Genomic DNA, 22,697 nt, shown 5'->3' with positions numbered 1-22,697 from the left:
TCCTCGACCACGCCGAGTAGGGTGGAACCATGTTGCGCGCACTCGCCCGTCCTCTGCTCGCCTCCTGGTTCATCTACGGAGGTATCGAGTCCGTCCTCGAGCCTGAGCGCCGTGCGGCGCTCGCCGCCCCGGTGTTCGATCCGATGCTCAAGGACATGGGCGTCGACGACCAGGTCAAGACGACCGACCTCGTGAAGGCCCATGGCGCCGCCACCATCGGCGCCGCCACGATGCTCGCCGTGTCACGCACCCCTCGCACGGCCGCGCTCACCCTGACCGGGCTGTCCGCCGTCACCGTTGCTCTCGCCCACCCGTTCTGGAACGTGACCGACGAGGAGGAGCGCAAGGTCGAGACCGAGCAGTTCCTCAAGAACCTGGCGCTGCTGGGCGGCGTGATGCTCGCCGCGACCGCGGGCCACTCCGCGCGTCACATCGCACGCAAGCAGAAGCACAAGGCGAAGGCCAAGGAGAAGGCTGCGGAGGCCAAGGCCAAGGAGACCGAGGCGAAGGCTGCCAAGAAGGCCGCCCGCAAGAAGAAGCGCAAGGCCGACGCGTGACCGCTTCCCTCCCCGTCGGGGTCGGACCCGACGAGGTGTGGCCTGCTCCTGTGCCCTCGGGCCCGCTCGACGCCACCGTCGAGGTGCCCGGCTCCAAGTCGCTCACGAACCGCTTCCTCGTGCTCGCCGCGCTCTCGAACGGACCGGTGCACATCCGCGGGGGGCTTCGCTCGCGCGACTCCTCGCTCATGATCGCCGCGCTGCGGGCGCTCGGGGTCTGGGTGGACGACGCGGAGGCGGAGTGGGTCGTGACCCCAGGCCCCCTCGCGGGCGGCACCCACATCGACTGCGGGCTGGCCGGCACCGTGATGCGCTTCGTGCCCCCCATGGTGCTCCTCGCGGGCGCGCGGGGCGATCGCCGACCGGTCACGTTCGACGGGGACGAGGGGGCGAGGGTGCGGCCCATGGGCCCGCTTCTTGAGGCGCTTCGCGCGCTCGGCGCCACCGTGGACGACGACGGACGGGGCACGCTGCCGTTCACCGTCACACCGCCCGCGACGACTCCCGCTGAGGTCGAGGTCGACTCGTCGGCCTCGAGCCAGTTCGTGACGGCCCTGCTGCTCGTCGCTCCTCGTCTCACCCACGGGCTCACGATCCGCCACACCGGTGAGACGCTGCCGAGCCTGCCGCACATCGACATGACCTGCGAGACGCTCAGGTCCGCGGGCATCCGCGTGGACCAGCCCGACGAGCGGACCTGGATCGTGCACCCCGGCGAGATCCAGCTGCGCGAGGTGCGGGTCGAGCCCGACCTGTCCAACGCCGGGCCTTTCATGGCGGCCGCGCTGGTCGCAGGAGGCACCGTCCGCATCCCCGGCTGGCCCGCGCACACCACCCAGCCGGGCGCCTACTACCCCGAGCTGCTCACACGCATGGGCGCCACATGTGCCCTCGACGGCGACGTCATGACCGTGACAGGCGATGGCACGGTGCACGGCATCGAGGCGGACCTCTCCCCCGCGGGCGAGATCACGCCCACGATCGCCGCGCTGTGCGCCCTCGCCGACGGTGGCTCCCAGCTCACCGGCATCGGACACCTGCGCGGACACGAGACGGATCGCCTCGCCGCGATCGCCACCGAGGTCGAGCGCGCCGGCGGGCGCTGCCAGGCCGGTGACGACTCGTTGAGCTTCGGCGGCCTGCCCCCCGCCGGGCTCACTCCCGCCGTGATGGAGACGTATCACGACCACCGCATGGCGACCTTCGCCGCCATCCTGGGACTCGTGACGCCGGGCCTCCATGTGAGGCACGTCGGCACCGTCGCGAAGACCATGCCCGACTTCCCGACGATGTGGGCAGGCATGCTCGGCCAGGAGGGCTGACCACCGGTGGCGCGACGCGAGTACGACGAGTCCGACGCTCGGGTGCGGCCCAGCAGACGGGGTTCGCGACCGCGCTCCAAGATCCGGCCCTCGCACTCGGACGCGACCCTCGCGGTCGTCACCGCGGTCGACCGCGGGCGGTACACCGTGGAGCTCCTCGAGGACGCCGATGCGCCCGCCGGCACGGTGCTCACGGCCGTGAAGGCCCGCGAGCTCGGGCGCCGCGGCCTCGTGATCGGCGACCGAGTCTCCGTGGTCGGGGACACGTCGGGCGCGGAGGGCACGCTCTCGCGGCTCGTGAGACGCGAGGAGCGCGCCACCGAGCTGCGACGTACCGCTGACGACACCGACGCGGCCGAGCGCGTGATCGTCGCCAACGCCGACTCGCTCGCGATCGTCACGGCGCTCGCCGACCCCGAGCCGAACCCCAGGATGATCGACCGTTGCCTGGTCGCCGCATTCGACGCGGGCATGGAGGCGCTGCTGGTCCTCACCAAGGCCGACCTCGGGTCGGCCGATGCGCTCCGGGCCGTCTACGAGCCGCTCGGCGTCACCGTGGTCGAGACCGACGCGAGGACCGCGGGATCCCTCCTCGGCGACGAAGGCTTCGGGCTTCTTCGCGAGCGACTCGTCGGCCACGACACCGTGCTCGTCGGCTACTCGGGCGTCGGCAAGTCCACGCTCGTCAACGCGCTCGTCCCCGACGCGGGACGCGCTGTCGGCCACGTGAACGACGTCACGGGCCGCGGGCGCCACACCTCGACGTCCGCGGTCAGGTACGCGCTTGCCGACGGCGGGCACATCGTGGACACCCCCGGCGTCCGCTCCTTCGGGCTCGCGCACGTGGACCCTGATCACTTCGTCGCGGCGTTCCCTGATGTCGCTGAGGCTGCTGCGGAGCTCTGCCCGCGCGGATGCGGCCACGAGTCCGCAGAGGCCGGATGCGAGCTCGACGCATGGGCAGGAGACGATCCGACAAGGCACGCACGCGTGGACTCGATCAGGCGCCTCCTCGCGTCCCGCGCCGCCGGAGAACAGTACTGATCCACAGGTGCCCTGACACCCGGTCCCTGGCCGGTAGCCTGACCCCATGGAGCCCATCGGCGCATACGCGGACGACCTGCGACTGGCACTCGAGATCGCCGACGAGGTGGACTCGCTGACAGCGGCGAACTTCGCCTCCGAGGACCTCACCGTCGAGCTGAAGCCCGACGACACCCCGGTGACCGCGATCGATCGCGAGGCGGAACGGCTCGTGCGTGCGCGCATCGCCGCCGCGCGTCCCGACGATGCGTTCGTGGGCGAGGAGTACGGGGCGACCGGTGACAGCACCCGTCAGTGGATCGTCGACCCGATCGACGGCACCAAGAACTACATCCGCGCGGTGCCCGTGTGGGCGACGCTGATCGCGCTCGTGGATCGCGGCGAGCCCGTGGTCGGCGTCGTCTCCGCTCCCGCGCTCGGACGACGCTGGTTCGCGGCCGCCGGCGCAGGCGCATGGGGGTCCTCCCCCACCGCGGACGTCCATCGCCTCTCGGTGAGCTCCGCGGCCTCGCTCGCCGAGGCGTCGCTGTCGTACTCGTCGCTGTCAGGCTGGGAGGAGCGCGGACTCCTGCCGGCATTCCTCGATCTGACGCGGTCAGTGTGGCGCACGCGCGCCTATGGCGACTTCTGGAGCTACATGATGGTCGCCGAGGGCCAGGTGGACCTCGCATGCGAGCCCGAGCTCGCGCTGCACGACATGGCGGCGCTCGTGCCGATCGTCCAGGAGGCCGGCGGCCGCTTCACGTCGCTTGCGGGCGAGCCCGGGCCTTTCGGCGCAGACGCCCTCGCGACGAACGGGATGCTCCACGACGAGACCCTGCGCCGCCTGCGCGGCTGACGCCTTTCAATGGCATCCCCCGACCCGGGGGACACGCGCCACGTCAGGTGAGGGAGATGCCGTCGATCTCAGAGACGTCGTACCACAGGAGGTCTCGCTCGCTCAGGCGGTCGAGCGCGGCCTCATCGGCGGCGACAGCGCCCGCGACGTCCGGCTCCGCGCCAGGTTCGTCGACGAACAGGCATGCGATGGAGTCCAGACGGATCCGCCCCTCGACGCTGACAGCCGCCGGATGGTCCTCGGCGCCTGCAGCAGCACCCACGTCCGAGCGAGGATGATCGACGACCACCACGACCCTGAGCGGCGACCCCAGCCCCAGCGCTGAGTGCATCGCGGCGGCGTGGATCACCTCCTCCGCGACCTCGTCAGGATCGAGCTGCGGAGCGATCTCGAGCATGCGCTCCGTCGCGGCGAAACCGCGTCCGGGCTCCCATGAACCCGAGGCGATCTCCCGCAGCTGGCCGACGGTGGCGGGGATGTACACGCGCATGCTCTCAGTCTGTCACTCAGGTGGCCGCAGCTCGCGCCCGTGAGGCCGTGTCGCGACCGTCTCGCGCGGCCCCGGCCTCGGCGATCGTGCCTCTCACCTCGAGGGCGAGGGCCGCGAGCGCGCGCGCCGCCGGCGAGCGAGGACGGGTCTCGCGCAGCGTGCGCCCGGCGATCGTGGCCGCATCGCATGCGCGTGGGTCGTCAGGAACCGGCCAGACCTCGGGGATCCCGGAGAAGCGGCGCAGCGCGTCCGCCACCGCCTGCGCGGGGTTGCGGCCTCCGACCGAGGCCCGCACCCGGTTGACGACGACCAGGCGACGCGCGCCTGCGGCCGCTCCCGAGTCGTCCAGCGAGGACAACGCATGGACGAGCCGCTGGATCCCGAGCGGTTCCGCGCGACCGACCACGATGAGGACGTCCGCCTCCGCGAGAGCGGAAAGCGTCGCGGCATTCCGCTGAGGAGCGCGCGTGTCATAGGACAGCCTCTCGTCCTCCTCGCACGAGAAGCCGCAGTCCACGACCGTCGCCTCGGCGTGGCGGCGCAGCACGGGCCAGACAGGATCGAGCGCGGCGCGGGAGAGCTCGGGCCATCGCTCGGGCCTCCCGAGGCCGCCCAGCACACGGAGACGTGGAGCGGCCTCGAGCGCGTACCGTCGCACGACGTCATCGTCGAGCACGCCGTTGCGAGAGGCGCGCGCCAGCGCCGCTATCCCTGGGGCCTCGTCGAGAAGCCCCAGGGCATGCGAGACGGCTCCGCCGTAGGTGTCGACGTCGACGCAGAGGGTGTCCGTCCCGGCCGCGGCCAGCTCAGCCGCGAGGTTCACTGCGACGGTCGTGCGGCCTGGAGCTCCCGTGGGTCCCCACAGCGCGACCACGGCACCGCGGCGACCGCGATCGGGGGGCACGGGAGGAACCGGCGGCAGCGGGCTTCCGCGGTCGAGGGCGGCGAGCACGGCGGCCGCCACGTCGACGGCATCGCCTCCCGGCGGGATCACCTCGTCCGTGCCGAGCGCCTCGAGGTGCTCCCGTGCGTCGACGGTCGCAGGCGCGCCCACGACGACGGCTCCGGCCGCTGACAGCCGCGCGACGATCTCCCGATCGAGATCAGGCTGCTCGGACAGGACCACGATGGATCCGTGCCCTGCCTCCACCGCGGCCACCCCCTCCGTGAGGTCCGCGCAGCGGCGGACCACCGTGAGGTCCGGATGACCGTCCAGCGCGGCGGCGAGGGCGGCCTCGCGTGCGCCGCGGACGATGAGGACGACGGAGGCTGTCGTCACCCGGCGACCCCGACCACCGACACCTCGCCGTCGAGCGCAAGCGCGTCGAGGAAGGCGGCGAGCTGCTCCTGAGGCACGTTGACATACACGATCTCCGCGCCGGCGCCCGCGAAGGCTCGGTCATCGGTGACGACCTCATCCACCGCGACTGCGGTCGCGATCGCGGTCGACGACGGCTGTCCCGCCTCGTCCACCACGGTGAGCCACACGTCGACGAGGCTTCCGCGCGCGATCCCTTCAGACACCGGTCGCGTGGTGGTGACGGCGATGGGGCGCGAGGAGTAGTCCTCCTCTGAGGCGAGGGCTGAGGCGGGCAGGAGCTCGCCCTGACCGACCTGGCGCGTCAGCACCGCGCCGCTGATCTCCTGCGCCGCGCCGACGTACTCGGACTGGTCCACGCGAACCTGGACGAGGACCACGTCCTGAGGGGATAGCGCGGTGCCCGGCGGCAGGTCGGCACGCGCGGCGTAGAAGGGCTCCGTGCGGTCCCCGGCGCGGACCAGCGAGACCACGCCTGCGACCGACGCCGCTATCAGCACGAGGCCCACCAGGAGCCGCGGATCCCTCCAGCTCGGGCGTGCGAGCCTCCCCGACACGGGACGTGCCGCCGACGTCATCGATACCCCTTGGTTCATGGGGAACCATCCTGCCGTCGCCGCAGGGGGCATGTGGGGCATTGTGGACAAAAGGCTGAGAAAGGTCTCAGCCTGGGTCACAATGGACATATGCCGCAGCGATTCCTCACCCTGGCCGAGGTCCAGGAGGTGCTCTCCATCTCCTCCCCTCAGGCCTACGCGCTGGTGCGCACAGGCGAGCTGCCTGCGATCCAGATCGGAGGGCGCGGGCAGTGGCGTGTGGAGGCGTCGGAGCTCGAGTCCTACATCGCCCGCCAGTACGAGGCGACGCGCGCCAGGATCGCGGCCGACCAGGCCTGACGATCCACGGCCTGCACGGGCTACCCCTGTGCGGAGCGCACCTCGAGGAGCGCATCGAACGGCACGGTGACCGGAACACCCTCCTCGGGCGCGACCTCCACGAAGTCTGCCCCCACCGACTCGAGCAGACCGATCATCTCGGCTCCCTGTGCGCGCACGGCGACCCACGACCGGTCCTGCGCCAACGCACGGAGCGCGGCACCGAGCGTGAGCCGCTGCTCGATGCGGCCCAGAGGCACTGCCCTAGACGAGAGCCCCCTGACAGCCGAGATCGCGCCGCGAGGGACGAGCCGCTCCCCCGGAGACGAATGCAGAAGGACCCACTGCGCGGTGGCATCGGCCAGCACCCCGCTCACGGCCGAGCCATCCCGGAGGGTGAGCGCGAGGGAGGCGCCGCGGGACGCCGCGAGCCTGGCGGCGAGGTCGACGCCAGCGCGCTCCGCGCGGGTCAGGTCCGCGACCTCGGCATCGAACATGCGGGCACGGTCGGACTGCCAGCGACCCTCGAGGTCCTCGAAGAGCTGCCCCCACCGCATCCCGTCACCCTAGCGACACCAGATGCGACCCCGGGTGGTGGGAGTCTGAACTGAGACTGATTCGTAATCTTCGCAAACTGGACATTTCGCCCGATGACCGATATATCTAGTGACCTCAAACGTCATCAAACGACATGAACCGGGGGCGGCATGACGGACGGGAACAGGCACAGGAGCCTGCGCACTTCAGGCACGAGGACGCGAGGAGGCGCAGGAGGGGCGCCCGCCCGTGAGAGAGCGGCAGCCTCGGCGGCGGTCGTGCTGATGCCGATCGCTGCGTGGGCGCTCGGAGAGCTCGCGACGGACCTCGCGCCATGGGCAGCGGCGCCCGGCGCGGGCGTGGACGCGATCCTCGCGCCGGCCATCGTGGGCGCCGGCGCCCTCGTATGCGGCTACCTGGCGCTCAGCGCGATGGTCATGGTCGCCGCCGCGCTCAGCGGATCCATCCCCGGGTGGGCGGCCGCGGCCGCGCCGAGCGCATGGCGCCGGATCGTCGCGACGGCGGCGGGCATCGGCCTGTCCGCAGGACTCGCGGCACCCGCTCTCGCGGCGGACATCGCGCCGGGGTGGTCCGTCGCGGTCGTGACCGCGGGCGTCGACGCCTCGCCGGGATGGAGCGCCGCCTCGTACGCCAGGCCCGCGGGGGCGACCGATGCGGTCCCTGGCTGGATCGACGGGCCTCGGGCCGCCGAGCACGACGAAGCACCCCAGCGCGGTGCGCACACGCACGACGACGCCGGCTCAGGCACGGCACGTCCCACGCGGGTGGTCGAGGCCGGAGACTCGCTCTGGGCGATCACCGCCGACCTCCTCGGCGAGAAGGAGACCGCGCGCATCGCCGCGGCGTGGCCGCTGCTCTATGAAGCCAACCGCGACGTCATCGGAGCGGATCCGAGCCTCATCCGGCCCGGCCAGATCCTGGAGATCCCCGAGGAGCTCGCCCGGTGAGCGCGGAGGCGGTGTCCCCGCGCTCGGTCGGCATCAGGCCGCTCGGCACCAGGCCGACGTCGCGAAGGCCACCCGCCGGGCCGGGCCGCGCACAGATCCTTCCCGCGCCGATCTCGCCGTACGAGCGTCGCCGGAGACCGTTGGGGGATCCCGCTCCCCTGGCATGCACGGTGGCGAAGGCCGCCCTCGAGACGGTGCACGGAGCGTCGAGCGTCGATCCGCTCACGCGCTGGGTCGATCCCGCCGTGAGGGCCCAACTCGCCAAGCAGCACTCGCTCGCTCGGCGGGCAGGGCTCAAGGACCTCGGCTCGGCTCAGATCCTCCGTGCCCGCGTCTGCCGTGTCTCGGCAGAGGCAGCCGAGGTGAGCGTCGTCGCCCGGTGGGGCGATCGGGTGCACGCGCTGGCCATCCGCGTCGAGGACCGACGCGGGCGCTGGGTGGCGACAGTAGTCGACGTGGGCTGACCCGCATCCTGCTCCCACGCCGCTGATGACGACGGAGGGCCCGACACCCTCGGGTGCCGGGCCCTCCGTCTACAGCAAGGCGCGCCGCCTCAGCGGGTCGCCACGCGTCGAGTCACGCCTCGTTCTTGCCGTGACACATCTTGTACTTCTTGCCCGAGCCGCACGGGCACGGCGCGTTCTTGGCGGTGCCCGGGAACGTCGCCCCGTCGGACTCCACCTTCTGCGCACCTCCGGCAGCTCCGCCCTTCGCACCGGCGCCCTTGACGACCTTCGCGCTGCCATCCTCCGACGGCCCCGAGTACGTGAGCGCGCTCATGGTCATCTGCATGCCGGCCGCGTTGCCCGTGGTGGAGGAGGCGCTGCCCACCGCGCGTCGCGCCGCAGGCTTGGGAGCCTCGGCAGAAGCCGCAGGGGCGTTCGCGGCGGCTGCTGCCGCGGAGTCAGCGGTGACGGCCGGCGCGCCCTGAGCAGGCGCCTGCGGCTCCCGACGCTCCACCCTGTACAGGACCTGGATCGCCTGGCGCTTGATGCCGTCGGTCATCGCCTCGAAGAGGCCGTAGCCCTCGCGCTGGTACTCCGTGAGCGGATCACGCTGACCCATGGCGCGCAGACCGATGCCCTCCTTGAGATAGTCCATCTCGTAGAGGTGCTCACGCCACTTCGCGTCGAGCACCTGCAGCAGCACCTGACGCTCGACGGTGCGCATCACGTCGGAGCCGATGCGCTCCTCGACGACGTCGTACTGCACGCGCGCGTCGGCGGTCAGCTCACGCACCAGGAAGTCGCTCGACAGCCGCGAGATGCCGCCAGCCTCGTCAACGATCTCGTCGATCGTGAGCGAGACCGGGTAGACGGCGCGCAGCTCCTTCCACAGAGCCTCGAGATCCCATTCGTCCGGAGCGCCGGTGAGGGTGGCCGCCTTCACGAACTCGGTGACGACATCCGAGCCGAACGTCTCGATCTGGTCGCGGAGGTCCTCGCCGTCGAGCACCTTGCGGCGCTCCTCGTAGATGACCTTGCGCTGTGCGTTGAGCACGTCGTCGTACTTGAGGATGTTCTTGCGGATCTCGGCGTTGCGACCCTCGATCTGCGCCTGTGCCGAACGCACGCCGCGGGTCAGCACCTTCGACTCGATGGGCATGTCGTCCGGGATGGCCGACGAGTTCATCATCGTCGCCGCCATGCCGGACTGGAACATGCGCATGAGGTCGTCCTCGAGCGACAGGTAGAAGCGGGACTCGCCCGGGTCTCCCTGACGGCCGGAACGTCCACGCAGCTGGTTGTCGATGCGGCGGGACTCGTGGCGCTCGGTGCCGAGCACGTAGAGCCCTCCGGCCTCCAGGACCTCGTCGTGCTCCTGGCTGACGGCCGCCTTCTGCTCCTCGAGCACGGCGTCCCACGCCGCCTCGTAGCCCTCGGGGTCCTCGTGCGGGTCCAGGCCACGCTCGGCCATGACCTGCACGGCGCGGAACTCAGGGTTGCCGCCGAGCATGATGTCGGTGCCTCGGCCCGCCATGTTCGTGGCGACGGTGACGGCGCCCTTGCGGCCCGCCTCGGCGACGACGTTCGCCTCCTTCTCGTGCTGCTTCGCGTTGAGCACGTTGTGCGCGATGCCGCGCTTGCGGAGCTCCTTGCTGAGCTGCTCCGACTTCTCGACGGAGACGGTGCCGACGAGCACGGGCTGGCCGCGGTCGTGGCGCTCGAGGATGTCGTCGATCAACGCCGTGAACTTCGCCTGCTCGGTCTTGTAGAGCAGGTCGGCCTGGTCCATGCGGATCATCGGCTTGTTCGTGGGGATCGGGATGACCCCCATGCCGTAGGTCGCGTGCAGCTCCGCCGCCTCGGTCTGCGCCGTTCCGGTCATGCCGGAGAGCTTCTTGTACAGGCGGAAGTAGTTCTGCAGCGTGACGGTGGCGTACGTCTGCGTCTCCGCCTTGATCTGCACGCCCTCCTTCGCCTCGATCGCCTGGTGAAGGCCCTCGGAGTAGCGGCGGCCCTTGAGCAGGCGTCCGGTGTGCTCGTCGACGATGTCGACCTCGCCGCCGGTCACCACGTAGTCGCGGTCTCGACGGAAGAGCTCCTTGGCCTTGACGGCGTTGTTGAGGAAGCCGATCAGAGGAGTGTTGGCAGGGTCGTACAGGTTCTCGATGCCGAGCGCGGCCTCGACCTTCTCGATGCCGGGCTCGAGCATGCCGACGGTGCGCTTCTTCTCCTCGACCTCATAGTCCTCGTCGACCTTGAGGCCGCGGGCGATGCGGGCGAACTCGACGTACCACTTGCCGTTGTCTCCCTGGGTGGGGCCCGAGATGATGAGCGGCGTGCGCGCCTCGTCGATGAGGATCGAGTCGACCTCGTCGACGATCACGTAGTGGAATGCGCGGTGCACGAGCTGCTTCGCGTCGAGCGCCATGTTGTCGCGCAGGTAGTCGAAGCCGAACTCGTTGTTCGTGCCGTAGGTGATGTCCGCCGCGTACTCCTTGCGACGCTCCTCCGGGGTCTGGCCCGCGAGGATGCATCCCGTCTCCATCCCGAGGAACCGGAACACTCGGCCCATGAGCTCGGACTGGTAGCTCGCGAGGTAGTCGTTGACGGTGACGATGTGCACGCCCTCGCCGTCGAGCGCGTTGAGATAGGCGGGAAGGGTGGCGACGAGCGTCTTGCCCTCACCGGTCTTCATCTCCGCGATGTTGCCGCCGTGGAGCGCGGCGCCACCCATGATCTGCACGTCGAAGTGGCGCAGGCCGAGCGTGCGCGTCGAGGCCTCGCGGACCGCGGCGAATGCCTCGGGCATGAGGGAGTCGAGGCTCTCGCCCTCAGCGCGACGCTGCTTGAAGTCGTCGGTGAGAGCGCGGAGCTCCTCGTCCGACATGTCGCGGTAGACGTCCTCGAGCGCGTTGGTCAGGCTCACCACCCGCTCGAGACGCCGGATCTGCCGGCCTTCGCCGATGCGGATGACGCGGTCGATGATGCCCACCGGTGAACTCCCTGCTGTCGTTGCGGTACCCCGAGCAAGCGTAGTCGCTCTCCGCGGCACCCCGGTGTTCTCTCGCTCTCGGCGCAATCGCGGCAACGGCGCCGCGCACCTCAGCCTCGAGGTCCGCGGCGCCGTGTCGCACCGGTGGTGTGTGGAGCGTGCAGGGCCCTCTCGCCCTGCGGCCCTGCTCAGGCGGTCTCGGCCGCCTGCGCGTGCGCGCCTTCCGGCTCGCTCAGGTGGATGACCCCGTAGGTCCATCCGCGTCGGCGGTAGACGGCGCTCGGGAGCCCCGACTCGGCGTCGAGGAAGAGGTAGAAGTCGTGCCCCACGAGCTCCATCTGATCGATCGCCTCGGAGACGGTGATCGGCGTGGCGGCGTGGGTCTTGGAGCGGATCACGATGGGGGTGCCGTCGATCGGCACCTCGCGCGTCGCGTCGTCCGGCGCGCCCTCCCACGGCTCGACGCTGGAGGCGGCGTGGGGAGCGCTCTCGGCGGCGGGAGCGGGAAGCGGGTCGGCGGCCACGGATCGCAGCGCGGGGGTGCCCTGGTGGCGGTGCGCGCGACGGTCGTGCAGGCGACGGAGCTGCTCGAGGAGCCGGGCGGATGCGGCGTCGAACGCGGCGTGGCGGTCGGCGGCGGAGGCCTCGGCCCTCACCACTCCCTTGCCTCGCACGGTGATCTCGACCCGTTCCTTGTCGTCCGCTCGCTTGGGATTGCGTTCGTGGACCACGTGGACATCCACGCGTGTGGCGCGCGGCGCAAGGGCCTCGACCTTCTCCATCTTCTCGATGATCCGCTCGCGCAGATCGTCCGCGACCTTGGTGTGGCGTCCGGTGATGGCGATGTCCATGACGTTGTCCTCCTCTTGGATGAGTGCGGCCTCGGTGGCCGGGGCAGGGCGGCTGCGGCGCCTTCAGCGCCTGCGGCATCACCTCCCTCATCGAAGGGATCCGACGATCATCGTCTTCGTAGCACTCACCTTAGACCCGGTGAAGGCTCGCCCGCCACACGCCCGACGGCAGCGAGTGCCACCGCGCCGACGACCGCCGATCCGGCCCCTTCGAGCGCCGAGATGCAGGCCGCCAAGGTCGCTCCTGTGGTGACCACGTCGTCCACCAGGAGCACGGGCGCTCCCGCCGGCGGGAGCCGTGTGAGCCGCACGGCGCCACGCATACGACGCCACCTGTCCGCGGCGGAGATGCGACGCTGCTCGCCTGCCCCGATCGCGAGACAGGGGAGGACGGAGGCGCGGGCTCCCCGAGCACGCAGTCCGTCGGCCACGGCGTGCGCGAGCAGCAGCGGAAGGTCCTCTCCGCGGCGTCGGACGCCTGCGGCGCGTGCGGGGGCCGGCACCACGCAGAGGGGCTCAGGCAGCGCGGACAGCCGGGGTGCGACGCAGGCTCCGGCGCGCGCGGCGGCGCCGGCGAAGAACGGATCGAGATCGCGCCTGCCCCCGTCCTTCCATGCGGCGACCATGCGGTGGGCGTTGCCGGCGAGCACCGCGACCGCCCACACGGGCACCGCGGCCCTGCCCTCGAGGGACAGCCGCGCGGCGTCCGCCTCCGCCCTCCATACGGGCTCCCACCAGGGCGCCTCGCACTCGTCGCACCAGGGGACGTCCTCGCGCCCGCACCCCGGGCAGGCGACGGGCACCACGAGCCTGGCGAGCGCGCGCACGGGCTCGAGCGGATCCATGCACGCATGATCGCGGGACGCCGGCGCCCGATCGGAGACTCCCTCACGAACCGGGACGCGCGTACCTCCCGGAGGGGCTGGGGACGGCTCCGTCCCCGCGTCAGCCGGCGTACGCGAGCTCGACCACGCCGTCGACGACGGGGGTCCAGCCGGTACCGGAGCGGGCCAGCGCCTCCGCATCACCCGTCACCACGGTGAGCGAGGTGAGGCCGCTGCGCGCGGTCATCGCCACGGTGTCGGTGGCCGCGGAGACCGCCTCCGTGAAGCCACCGACGCCCACGATCCAGACGGGGGTGATGCCCTCGTCGACGCTCACGCCGAGCGCCGCGACCGTCGTGGAGTCGACCCACGCGAGATCCACGGCGACGCCCGAGGACACCCCGATCTGGAGCGGCGTCGTCAGAGAGACGGGCACCCCGGCGTCATTCCTGACGATGCCCGTCACCTCGAGCACAGGCTGACCCGCGACCGTCGACGAGATCACGAGCCGCGCTCCGTCACGCGAGACCGCGAGCGCCTCGATCACGCGCGCCGTGAGCCACTCCGCGGACAGGTCGGCACGCTCGCCGCCGCCCGACTCGGCGTCAAGCGCGATCACCCCGCCCCCCTCGGACTCGGCCGTCCAGAGCCACCCGTGGCCGTCATACGAAGGCGAGACCAGGTCGGATCCGGTGAGGAGGGTGTCGAGGGGCATCGGCTCGTCCGGCGCGTCACCCACCCCGGCGGAGGGCACGAGGGACGACAGCCGACCTGACAGCGCGTCGGTCACCACCAGACGCGACCCTCCGACCAGGAAGGCGGTCTGTCGGCCCGAGTAGGACTGCGCGAGGCCGTTGGCCCGCGAGGGGATCGCGCCCGCCGAGTCGGGCGTGACCCGCAGCTCGCTGCCGTTCCAGAGTCCGAGCCGCGATCCGACGATGGCCGCCGCCTCCTCGGACGGCACGTCCGGGGGTTCGAGCATCACGTCGGCGGCGCTCTCGACGGGCACGCCGCCGAGCGTCATCTGCACATCCGTCACCGTGGGGAGCGCCGTGAGCGTGCGCTCCATCTGCGCCAGTCCCAGGCCCGCTCCCGCGGTCTCCTCCGCGGCCTCTGACACGAGCGGAACCAGGGCCTCGCCATCGGTGACCACCACGGTTCCCACCTCGAGCGCCGCCGCCGAGGAGAAGCCGGACAGCACCGCGTCCGACAGCCACGGCGAGGGGCCCATGACGAGCTCCGAGGCGGCTCGGGTCGGCGCGAACGCGTCGGCCACCCAGCGCGTCTCGACGACCTCGCTGCTCCCGTCCTGGGAGGCGAACACCAGGTTCACCTCGCGGAAGAGGTTCTCGAACGTCGACTCGGCGATCAGGGCGCCGTCCGCGAGGCTGGCGATCCGCCACTCCCCTGACGCGTCCTGCACCACGGAGAAGTCGAGGGTCGTCTCCTCGCCGACAGCCGCTTCGACGAGCCGACCGTGCGCGTCGAGGGTGGCTGCGAGCGGGACCGAGTACACGACGGCGGTCCCGTCCTCATCCCAGGCGCCGACGAAGTCTCCCGAGCCGAACACGACGAGCGACTCGAGCGGATCCCAGTCGCGGCTCGCCCCCGGCGTCAGGTACTCGCGAGCGATCTGGAAGTCGGTGTCGAAGCCTTGAGGGAGCGCGCTGATGAAGCCCGTGATGATCTGCTGGGGCGTGTCCCCGACCGAGGGCCCTTCGGCGAGGAACTCGAACGACTGCTGCTCGGGATCCGTCGTGATCCCCGGACGCACGGGGCCGCTCGTCGGGATCGACGCGCAGCCCGCGAGCAGCGCCACGGCGGCGAGCGCCGCCCACAGCCTCGTCCTCATGCGTCCTCCCTCCGTCCGATGCCGTCGCCGGGAGTCGGTCCGGCCGCGCGCGGCGTGCCGTCGCCCAGGGCCTCGAACTCCTCGTGCCGCATCGCGAGCGCCAGCACGGGCTGCTGGCCCAGGCCACGCGAGGTGCGAGGCAGGGACAGGCGGAAGGCGGCGCCTTCGCCCGGCGAGCCCCACGCCTCGAGACGGCCACCGTGCAGCAGGGCGTCCTCGCGAGCGATCGAGAGCCCCAGGCCCGTGCCTCCCATGGTGCGTGCGCGCGCGGGATCTGCCCTCCAGAAGCGATCGAAGACCCGCTCGACCTGCGTGTGGGTGAGGCCGAGGCCGTAGTCCCGGACGACGACGGCGACGCCCCTCGAGGTGGAGGCCACACCGACGTCGACCGGGCCCCCTTGGGCGTGCTCGACGGCGTTCGACAGGAGGTTGCGGATGATCCGTCCGACCCGGGGCCGGTCCATCGATGCCTGATGACGGCCCGACCCGACCCACAGCTCGATCCTCACGCCCTGGTCCTCCGCGACGGGTCGGATCGCGTCGACCTCGTCGGCGACCACGTCGGCGAGGTCGGTGAGCTCGAACTCGAGCTGGGCGGCGCCTGCGTCGATCCGGGACATCTCCAGAAGATCGGACAGCAGCAGCTCGAACCTGTCGATCTGAGTGCTCAGCAGCTCGGCGGAGCGCGCGACCTGCGCCGGGAAGTCCTCACGCGCGTCGTACAGGATGTCCGACGCCATGCGGATGGTGGTGAGCGGCGTGCGCAGCTCGTGCGACACGTCGGAGACGAACCGTCGCTGCACGCGGGAGAGATCCTCCATGCGCGTGATCTGGCGTTGGAGCGACTCGGCCATCTCGTTGAACGTGGTGGCGAGGGTGGCCATCTCGTCGGCGCCGCGCACCGTCATGCGCTCCGACAGGAGCCCGTCCGCGAGCCGCGACGCGACCCGTGCGGCCTGACGCACCGGCCGCACCGCCTGAAGCGTGACGAACCACGCCTGCAGCAGCACCAGGGAGATCAGCACCGCGCCGCCGAACAGCAGCACCTGCTGGATCAGCGCGAGCGTCTGCTGCTCGTCCGCGAGCGAGTACACGAAGTAGAGCTCGTAGTCGCCAGCGTCTCGCAGGCGCAGCGGTTCGCCGACGACCACCGCCGCGGTGTCCTGCCCCGGCCACGTCGTGTACTGCCACGGCTGGGTGACGCCGTCCGCCATCGCCTGCCGCATCTCCGCCGTCACGACCGTGGGCAGTGCGACGTCCGAGGCGCCGGTGGTGAGGATCAGGTCCGAGTCGTTGTCCTGCGCCTGCAGCACGACGAGGCCGCGAGAGTCTCCTCCCACGTTGAGCAGCGACGTGTACACGGATCGGAGCAGCGCCTGAAGGTCGCCCGGCGTCGCCGCCACGGAGGCGTCGACGCCCTGCTGCGCGCTCGTCGCATCCCGCGCCGACTCGAGCAGGATGCGGTCGACCCGGGTCTCGATCAGGCCGTCACGGATCTGCGCGACCACGAAGGCGCCCAGCACCAGCACGGTCGCCACGCCGACGAAGAGCACGGTCGTGACGACGCGCGCCTGCATGGATCGCCGCCAGCGTCGGGCCCACCGACGCAGCGGCACGGTGAGCCGCACCGCGATCGCTCGCGGCGTGCGTCTCACGGCGTCTGGCCACCTGCCTTGTAGCCGACCCCGCGCACGGTGAGCACGATCTCGGGGTTCTCAGGGTCCTTCTCGATCTTCGCGCGCAGGCGCTGGATGTGGACGTTGACCAGCCGTGTGTCGGCGGCGTGACGGTAGCCCCACACGTCCTCGAGCAGCACCTCGCGGGTGAAGACCTGCCCGGGAGATCGCGCCAAGGTGACGAGCACGTCGAACTCGAGCGGCGTCAGCGGGATGACCTCGCCGTCGCGGGTGACGCGATGCCCCGTCACATCGATCTCGAGCCCCCCGATGCGCACCGTCGCGGGAGCACCGGTCTCGTTGCGGCGCAGGCGTGCACGCACCCGGGCGATCAGCTCGCGCGGCTTGAAGGGCTTCGGGATGTAGTCGTCCGCCCCCGACTCGAGGCCGAGCACCACGTCCACCGTCTCGGACTTCGCGGTCAGCATGATGATAGGAACGCCGGACTCGGCGCGGATCTCCCTGCAGATGTCGATCCCGCTGCGCCCAGGCAGCATGAGATCGAGGAGGATCACGTCGGGCTGCTCGGCGCGGAATACGTCGACCGCACGGTCGCCGTGATCGCAGAACAGCGGTTCGAATCCGTCGCCGCGAAGCACGATTCCGATCATCTCCGCGACTGCCGGATCGTCGTCGACCACCAGGATGCGTCCTGTCATGCGCCCATCTTGCCATGTCATCGTGCCTGGGCAGCCGAGGGTCGACGGCCCTGACACGTGTATGTGAGGATCGAGCAACCGAGCAGGCTCCGCATGGCAGGATGGGCCGGGACGAGGAGGTATCGCGTGAGCGACAGTGGATTCGGTTCCGCCGGCACCGAGCCGTCGGGGGCACAGCAGACCGGTGAGGCGCCCGTGTTCGCCTCGCCTTCGGGCGCAGCGCCGTCGGCGACGCCTGCCTCGGCCGCGCCAGGCGCGCAGGCCTTCCCGGCACCGCCCGCGCCGCCGACCGCCGGCACGCAGCCCGGCTACGCCTCGCCGAACCCGGCGCCGCCGGCGCAGCACGCCCACCTCGACGCGGCGGCCATGCTGCGGCCTGGGATCATCCCCCTGCGGCCTCTGACGTTCGGAGAGCTGCTCGACGGGCCCCTCAAGGCGATCCGCCACAACCCCAAGGTGATGATCGGCCTCAACGCGCTCGTCGCGCTGGCCTCGATGATCGTGATGTACGGCCTCGGCTTCGGCTACTACGGCTCGCTGTTCTCCATGGCGGAGGTCGACGCCGTGGCGCTCGAGGACAACTACCTTGGCGTCAGCAACACCGACCTCGCCCTCATGGTGCTCGGGTCGTTCCTGGGAGCCTTGGTGCTGCTGCTGTCCACGGCCATCACGTCGCTGTCCTTCTCGCGCTCCGTGCTCAACGAGCGCATGGCGCCGGGCGAGGCCTTCCGCCGTGGGCTGCGGGCCACCCCTGCCCTCATCGCGCAGTCGCTCCTGCTGACGATCGGCTACTCGGTCATCGCGGGCGCGGTGACGCTGGTGGTCGCCGGCGGGTTCATCGCGGACACGGGTCTGGGCGTCGCGCTCCTCATCCTCGGGCTCATCGCCGCGGGCGTGGTCATCGCCTGGCTGTCGGTCAAGGTCTCGCTCGCCGTCCCGGCCGTCGTGCTGGAGAGGCGCGGGCCGATCGCGGCCCTGCGACGGTCGTGGGAGCTCACCCAGGGTCGTTTCTGGATGATCCTCGGCGTGCTCGTCGTCGCCATCATCATCACGTCGCTGATCCAGCAGGTCATAGCCATGCCTGCGATGGTCATCCTGCCCTTCGCGATGTTCGCCGCCTCGTCGACCGCCACGGTCCTCTACGTCGTGGTGATGGCGCTCATGTCCTTCGTCGGAGTGCTGATCTCGATCGCCTACCTGGGCGGCGTGACCGCGGGCCTCTACACGGATCAGCGGATGCGCCAGGAGGCCTTCGACCTCACGCTCGTCCGCACCGTCCAGGAACGCGCCTCCGCGCAGGGATGGGGCGCGTGACGGCGATCCTCGGGGCCGTCGCCTCGCTCACGGCCTCCGTGCCCGTCGACCCGAGCGCCGAAGAGGCCCGCCGTTGGGCGGAGGACGAGCTGTCGCGCGCCGAGTACCGCGAGGGCGCCTCGCTCGCCGACTGGTTCGCACAGGCGCTCTCCGACCTGATCACCCGTCTCTTCTCCAGCTCGGGCGGAGGCGGCCTCGCCCCGCTCGGCTACCTGCTGGGCGTGCTCGCGCTCGCCGCGCTGCTCCTTGTCGCGTGGCTCGTCGCTCGCCCCCTGCTCGTCTCACGACGACGCGACTCCGCCGTGGTGCTCGCCGACGACGCGCGCAGCTCCTCTGAGATCGATCGCGCAGCACGCGACGCGGCCCAGGCGGGCCACTGGCACGAGGCGGTCCTGGAGACCTTCCGCGCGATCGTGAGAAGCGCCGAGGAGCGCACCGTCATCGACCCGCGGGACGGGTGTACCGCGCACGAGGCCGCGGTGGACATCGCCGCGGCGCTCGACGGCACCGGACACCTGCTTGCGGACGCGGCCCGCCGCTTCGACTCGATCTGCTACTCGGATGCCGTCGCGACGCAGCAGGACTACGACGTATCGCGCGCTGCCTTCGATGCCGTGGCGAGCGCGCGGATCGCTCCCGAGGTCGTCTCATGAGCCGGACCGTCACCGCACCCGAGGGCTGGACTCTGGGAGACGGCTCGACCGCGGGCAAGGTCGCGAGCGCGCGATGGTCCCGCGTCCGCTGGCTCGCGATCGTGCTGACGCTCGTGGTCGTGGGAGTTCTCGTCGCGACCTTCGCGAGGCCCTCGTCGAACTCCGTCCCGCTGTCGATCGACAACACCGGCAGCGACGGTGCTCGCGCGGTGGCGCAGATCCTCCGGGGACAGGGCGTCGACGTCCAGGAGGTGTCCACGCTCTCCGAGGCCTACCGGGCGCTCGACGGTGGAGGCACGCTCGCGCTTGCGTCGTACGTCTTCCTCGACGACGACCAGGTCGCGTCCATCGCCACCCATCCGGGCGACGTGGTGTGGATCGAGCCCGCCCCGTACGTCCTCTCGGGGATCGACCCCGCCCTGTCGGCCTCGGTCCCCACCGTGTCCGAGGGTCCGGTGCCCGCGCGATGCGCGGCGCCCGCGGCGCAGAGCGCGGTCTCCCTCACGGACGTGCGCGCCTCCCTCCAGGTGTCGGCGGGCGCGCCCGCGGAGGCCTGCTTCGTCACAGACGGCTCCGCCACCTACGTCGAGCTCTCGCGTGACGGCGAGAGGCCTGTCCACGTGCTCGCGGACGCAGGAGTGGTGACCAACGGCTCGCTCGCCGTCGACGGGGCCGCCGCGCTGGCGCTGCACGTCCTGGGCCACGACTCGCGGCTCGTCTGGTACGTGGGCGACGACGCCGATGACACCCTGCTCTCCGCCGATCAGACGGGCTCGACCTATCTGACCCCACGCGCGCCCGAGTGGCTCACCGCCGGCATGATCGCGCTGCTGCTCGTCGCGCTCGTCGCGGCGTTCCACCAGGGCCGACGGATGGGGCCGCTCGTCACCGAGCCGTTGCCCGTGATCGTCCGCGCCTCCGAGGCGACACGTGGACGTGGACGCCTGTATCGGCGAGGGAAGGCGCGTGGCCACGCGGCTGCGGCGCTTCGGGCGGGCGCGGCCTCGCGACTCGCCGCCAGGCTCTCGCTGTCGCGGCACTCCCAGCGGGCCGCCGTCGTCTCTGCGATCGCCCTGCACACCCGCCGGGACCCCGGCTCCATCGACTCCCTGCTGTACGGCCCACCGCCGGCCGACGACGCCGCGTTCATGCGGCTCGTCGCCGAGCTCGACGCTCTTGAAAGTGAGGTATCCGCATCGTGACCACCACCCCCCAGCACTCTCCTCTCGTCACCACGCTCGCGGGCGTGCGCACCGAGGTGGGCAAGGCCGTCGTCGGCCAGGACGCCGCCGTGACCGGCCTGATCATCGCGCTCCTGTGCCGCGGCCACGTCCTGCTCGAGGGCGTGCCCGGCGTGGCGAAGACGCTCCTGGTGCGTTCGCTCGCCGCATCGCTGTCGCTCGACACGAAGCGCGTGCAGTTCACGCCGGACCTGATGCCCGGAGACATCACCGGCTCGCTCGTGTACGACGCGCAGACGTCGCGGTTCTCGTTCCGCGAGGGGCCGGTCTTCACCAACCTGATGCTGGGCGACGAGATCAACCGCACCCCTCCCAAGACGCAGTCGGCGCTGCTCGAGGCGATGGAGGAGCGGCAGGTCACCGTGGACGGCGTCGCGCGTGCACTTCCGGACCCGTTCCTGGTGATCGCGACGCAGAACCCGGTCGAGTACGAGGGCACCTACCCGCTGCCCGAGGCGCAGCTGGACCGCTTCCTCCTCAAGCTCGTGCTGCCGCTGCCGCCGCGCGAGGTGGAGACCGAGGTGCTGACCAGGCACGCGCAGGGCTTCGACCCGCGCAACCTCGCTGCCGCGGGTGTCAGCCCTGTCGCCACGATCGAGGACCTTGAGTCCGCCCGCCAGGAGGTCGCCGCGGTCGAGGTGTCCCCAGAGGTCGTGGGCTATCTGGTCGATGTGTGCCGCGCCACCCGCGACGCCGCCGCGACCTCGCTGGGGGTCTCGCCTCGTGGCGCGACCGCTCTGCTCTCGACTGCCCGCGCCTGGGCCTGGCTGCAGGGACGCTCGTTCGTCACTCCCGACGACGTCAAGGCGCTCGCACACCCCACTCTCGTGCATCGGATCCAGCTGACCGCCGAGGCGGAGCTCGAGGGCGTGACGCCGTCCAGCGTGCTCGAGTCCGTGCTGGCCTCGGTGCCCGTGCCGCGCTGATGTTCCTCACGTGGAGGGCGGTCGTGCTGACCGCCGTGGGTGTGCCGATCGCCATCGCGGCGTCCTCGGCGCTGCCCGCCGTCATGTGGTTCGCGCTCGTCGTGATCGCGGTGGGGATCGACGCCGCCGCGGCGCCTTCGCCGCGACTGGTGGCGACGCGCAGGGAGACGCCGACCTCGGTGCGCCTCACGGAGGCGACGGCGACGACGCTGCTCGTGCGGAACATGGGGTCGCGCAGGATGCGCGGGTGGGCCCGCGACGCATGGCAGCCGTCCGCAGGTGCCGACGCGGCACGTCACCGTCTGGATCTCGCGCCGGGCGACGGCGTCAGGCTGCGCACGCCGATGCGCCCCACTCGACGCGGCGATCGGCAGGCGGGTCCGGTCACGCTGCGGCTTCTGGGCCCGCTGTCCCTCGCCGGCCGGCAGCTCACGGTGCCGCTGCCCGCGACCCTGCGGGTGCTTCCCGAGTTCGCCTCCCGCAAGCATCTCCCGTCCCGCATGGCGAGGCTTCGTGAGCTCGACGGTCGCAGCGCCGTGCAGCAGCGCGGTCCGGGCTCCGAGTTCGACTCGCTGCGCGAGTACGTGATCGGCGACGACGTCCGCGCGATCGACTGGCGGGCCACTGCGCGCAGGAACGAGGTCGTGGTCCGCACGTGGCGCCCTGAACGCGATCGCCAGGTGCTCATCCTGATCGACACCGCGCGTTCGGCTGCGGCCCGCATCGGGGAGACTCCTCGGCTCGATGCCGCGATCGAGGCGGCCCTGCTGCTCTCGGCGCTCGCCTCGAAGGCGGGCGACAGGGTCCATGTGGTCGCGTTCGACCGCGCGGTACGCGCCCGCGTCTCAGGTGTGTCCGGTGCAGCCCTGATGCCGGCGATCGCAGATCGGGTCGCGCCGCTCGAGCCGCGGCTCGTCGAGCCCGACTGGACGGCGGCCGCCGGGGTCGTCCGCGAGATGCTCGGCCAGCGCGCGCTCGTGGTGCTCCTGACGGATGTGGGCCCGGGATCGGTGGACTCGGGACTGCTACGGGCGCTCGCGCCGCTCGCCAGGGATCACCAGGTGCTGATCGGCGCCGTCGATGACCCGGAGATCGCCGCGCTCGTCACCGAGCGGGGCGACACCGTCGAGCTGTACACCGCGGCCGCCGCGACGCGGTTCGAGCTGGAGCGGGATGCGGTCGCCGAGCGGCTGCGACGGCGCGGCGTCGAGGTGGTCTCCTCGGATCCGGACGGGATCGCACCCGCGGTCGCCGACGCGTACCTGGCTCTGAAGGCCGCGGGAAAGCTCTAGGCCGTCGCTCGCACCGCACCCG

General features: G+C 71.5%; 22 protein-coding genes. 12 read left to right on the top strand and 10 right to left on the bottom strand.

What is annotated here, in order from left to right; translation table 11 throughout:
• Positions 1 to 29: 29 nt before the first annotated feature.
• The 4 genes from QQX04_RS01705 to QQX04_RS01690 are packed head-to-tail and all read left to right on the top strand — an operon-like array spanning position 30 to position 3,761.
• Entirely contained in the window at positions 30 to 557 is a 528-nt protein-coding gene (locus QQX04_RS01705) for a DoxX family membrane protein (RefSeq protein WP_301125583.1), read from the top strand.
• A complete protein-coding gene (aroA, locus tag QQX04_RS01700) occupies positions 554 to 1,879 on the top strand; it encodes a 3-phosphoshikimate 1-carboxyvinyltransferase (protein WP_301125581.1) in 1,326 nt (441 codons plus the stop codon). Before QQX04_RS01705 ends, aroA begins: the two co-directional genes overlap by 4 nt.
• Positions 1,880 to 1,885: 6 nt before the next feature.
• Entirely contained in the window at positions 1,886 to 2,923 is a 1,038-nt protein-coding gene (rsgA, locus tag QQX04_RS01695) for a ribosome small subunit-dependent GTPase A (RefSeq protein WP_301125579.1), read from the top strand.
• Positions 2,924 to 2,969: 46 nt separating this feature from the next.
• On the top strand, positions 2,970 to 3,761 hold the full coding sequence (locus tag QQX04_RS01690) for an inositol monophosphatase family protein (protein ID WP_301125577.1): 792 nt from the start codon (positions 2,970 to 2,972) through the stop codon (positions 3,759 to 3,761).
• A 43-nt stretch (positions 3,762 to 3,804) separates the two neighbouring features.
• On the opposite strand, the gene QQX04_RS01685 is transcribed toward QQX04_RS01690, so the two are convergent.
• Genes QQX04_RS01685 through QQX04_RS01675 form a run of 3 tightly spaced genes read right to left on the bottom strand, consistent with a single transcriptional unit; the run spans position 3,805 to position 6,198 of the window.
• A complete protein-coding gene (locus QQX04_RS01685; RefSeq protein ID WP_301125575.1) occupies positions 3,805 to 4,251 on the bottom strand; it encodes a DUF6912 family protein in 447 nt (148 codons plus the stop codon).
• A 16-nt stretch (positions 4,252 to 4,267) separates the two neighbouring features.
• A complete protein-coding gene (locus QQX04_RS01680) occupies positions 4,268 to 5,530 on the bottom strand; it encodes a CpaE/TadZ family protein (RefSeq protein ID WP_301125573.1) in 1,263 nt (420 codons plus the stop codon).
• On the bottom strand, positions 5,527 to 6,198 hold the full coding sequence (locus QQX04_RS01675; RefSeq protein ID WP_301125572.1) for an SAF domain-containing protein: 672 nt from the start codon (positions 6,196 to 6,198) through the stop codon (positions 5,527 to 5,529). Before QQX04_RS01675 ends, QQX04_RS01680 begins: the two co-directional genes overlap by 4 nt.
• Before the next feature lie 57 nt (positions 6,199 to 6,255).
• Here QQX04_RS01675 and QQX04_RS01670 point away from each other — a divergent pair, with 57 nt between their 5' ends.
• Positions 6,256 to 6,465: a helix-turn-helix transcriptional regulator gene (locus tag QQX04_RS01670; protein ID WP_301125570.1), complete on the top strand. Its 210-nt coding sequence runs from the start codon at positions 6,256 to 6,258 to the stop codon at positions 6,463 to 6,465.
• Positions 6,466 to 6,485: 20 nt separating this feature from the next.
• Here QQX04_RS01670 and QQX04_RS01665 read toward each other — a convergent pair whose 3' ends face one another.
• Positions 6,486 to 7,001 (bottom strand): hypothetical protein, encoded by a 516-nt coding sequence (locus tag QQX04_RS01665; protein WP_301125568.1) that lies wholly within the window; start codon positions 6,999 to 7,001, stop codon positions 6,486 to 6,488.
• Between the two features lie 264 nt (positions 7,002 to 7,265).
• Between QQX04_RS01665 and QQX04_RS01660 the strand changes: the two genes are divergently transcribed.
• Both QQX04_RS01660 and QQX04_RS01655 read left to right on the top strand, forming a co-directional pair.
• A complete protein-coding gene (locus tag QQX04_RS01660; RefSeq protein ID WP_301125566.1) occupies positions 7,266 to 7,949 on the top strand; it encodes a LysM peptidoglycan-binding domain-containing protein in 684 nt (227 codons plus the stop codon).
• Positions 7,946 to 8,413 carry an Rv3235 family protein gene (locus QQX04_RS01655; RefSeq protein ID WP_301125564.1) on the top strand — a complete coding sequence of 156 codons (468 nt, stop codon included), beginning with the start codon at positions 7,946 to 7,948 and terminating at the stop codon, positions 8,411 to 8,413. The genes QQX04_RS01660 and QQX04_RS01655 overlap by 4 nt, the downstream gene beginning before the upstream one ends.
• Positions 8,414 to 8,525: 112 nt before the next feature.
• Here the strand turns inward: QQX04_RS01655 and secA are convergent, their stop codons facing one another.
• The 6 genes from secA to mtrA all read right to left on the bottom strand — a co-directional run bounded on the left by secA (position 8,526) and on the right by mtrA (position 17,249).
• Entirely contained in the window at positions 8,526 to 11,387 is a 2,862-nt protein-coding gene (gene secA / locus QQX04_RS01650; RefSeq protein WP_301125562.1) for a preprotein translocase subunit SecA, read from the bottom strand.
• 188 nt (positions 11,388 to 11,575) lie between these two features.
• Entirely contained in the window at positions 11,576 to 12,238 is a 663-nt protein-coding gene (gene hpf / locus QQX04_RS01645; protein ID WP_301125560.1) for a ribosome hibernation-promoting factor, HPF/YfiA family, read from the bottom strand.
• A 125-nt stretch (positions 12,239 to 12,363) separates the two neighbouring features.
• Positions 12,364 to 13,083: a ComF family protein gene (locus tag QQX04_RS01640; protein ID WP_301125558.1), complete on the bottom strand. Its 720-nt coding sequence runs from the start codon at positions 13,081 to 13,083 to the stop codon at positions 12,364 to 12,366.
• 100 nt (positions 13,084 to 13,183) lie between these two features.
• Entirely contained in the window at positions 13,184 to 14,914 is a 1,731-nt protein-coding gene (locus tag QQX04_RS01635; protein ID WP_301125554.1) for an LpqB family beta-propeller domain-containing protein, read from the bottom strand.
• Positions 14,911 to 16,569, bottom strand: a complete 1,659-nt coding sequence (gene mtrB, locus QQX04_RS01630) for an MtrAB system histidine kinase MtrB (protein ID WP_301125552.1) — start codon at positions 16,567 to 16,569, stop codon at positions 14,911 to 14,913. The genes QQX04_RS01635 and mtrB overlap by 4 nt, the downstream gene beginning before the upstream one ends.
• Positions 16,566 to 17,249: an MtrAB system response regulator MtrA gene (gene mtrA / locus QQX04_RS01625; protein WP_301125550.1), complete on the bottom strand. Its 684-nt coding sequence runs from the start codon at positions 17,247 to 17,249 to the stop codon at positions 16,566 to 16,568. Before mtrA ends, mtrB begins: the two co-directional genes overlap by 4 nt.
• A 126-nt stretch (positions 17,250 to 17,375) precedes the next feature.
• On the opposite strand from mtrA, the gene QQX04_RS01620 reads away from it, so the two are divergent.
• Genes QQX04_RS01620 through QQX04_RS01600 form a run of 5 tightly spaced genes read left to right on the top strand, consistent with a single transcriptional unit; the run spans position 17,376 to position 22,675 of the window.
• Complete coding sequence (locus tag QQX04_RS01620) at positions 17,376 to 18,563, top strand: DUF7847 domain-containing protein (RefSeq protein ID WP_301125548.1); 1,188 nt, start codon at positions 17,376 to 17,378, stop codon at positions 18,561 to 18,563.
• The gene (locus QQX04_RS01615) at positions 18,560 to 19,216 is read left to right on the top strand and encodes a DUF4129 domain-containing protein (protein WP_301125546.1); all 657 of its coding nucleotides are present in this window, start codon (positions 18,560 to 18,562) and stop codon (positions 19,214 to 19,216) included. Before QQX04_RS01620 ends, QQX04_RS01615 begins: the two co-directional genes overlap by 4 nt.
• Entirely contained in the window at positions 19,213 to 20,418 is a 1,206-nt protein-coding gene (locus QQX04_RS01610; RefSeq protein WP_301125544.1) for a DUF4350 domain-containing protein, read from the top strand. The genes QQX04_RS01615 and QQX04_RS01610 overlap by 4 nt, the downstream gene beginning before the upstream one ends.
• Positions 20,415 to 21,383 (top strand): AAA family ATPase, encoded by a 969-nt coding sequence (locus QQX04_RS01605; RefSeq protein ID WP_301125541.1) that lies wholly within the window; start codon positions 20,415 to 20,417, stop codon positions 21,381 to 21,383. The genes QQX04_RS01610 and QQX04_RS01605 overlap by 4 nt, the downstream gene beginning before the upstream one ends.
• Positions 21,383 to 22,675 (top strand): DUF58 domain-containing protein, encoded by a 1,293-nt coding sequence (locus QQX04_RS01600; protein ID WP_301125539.1) that lies wholly within the window; start codon positions 21,383 to 21,385, stop codon positions 22,673 to 22,675. Before QQX04_RS01605 ends, QQX04_RS01600 begins: the two co-directional genes overlap by 1 nt.
• Positions 22,676 to 22,697 lie beyond the last annotated feature (22 nt).

The sequence above is a fragment of the Demequina zhanjiangensis genome, assembly GCF_030418315.1.
GTDB classification, from domain to species: Bacteria; Actinomycetota; Actinomycetes; order Actinomycetales; family Demequinaceae; genus Demequina; species Demequina zhanjiangensis.
The sequence above is the reverse complement of the archived record's forward strand: the minus strand, read 5'-3'. Positions and strand labels throughout refer to the sequence as shown.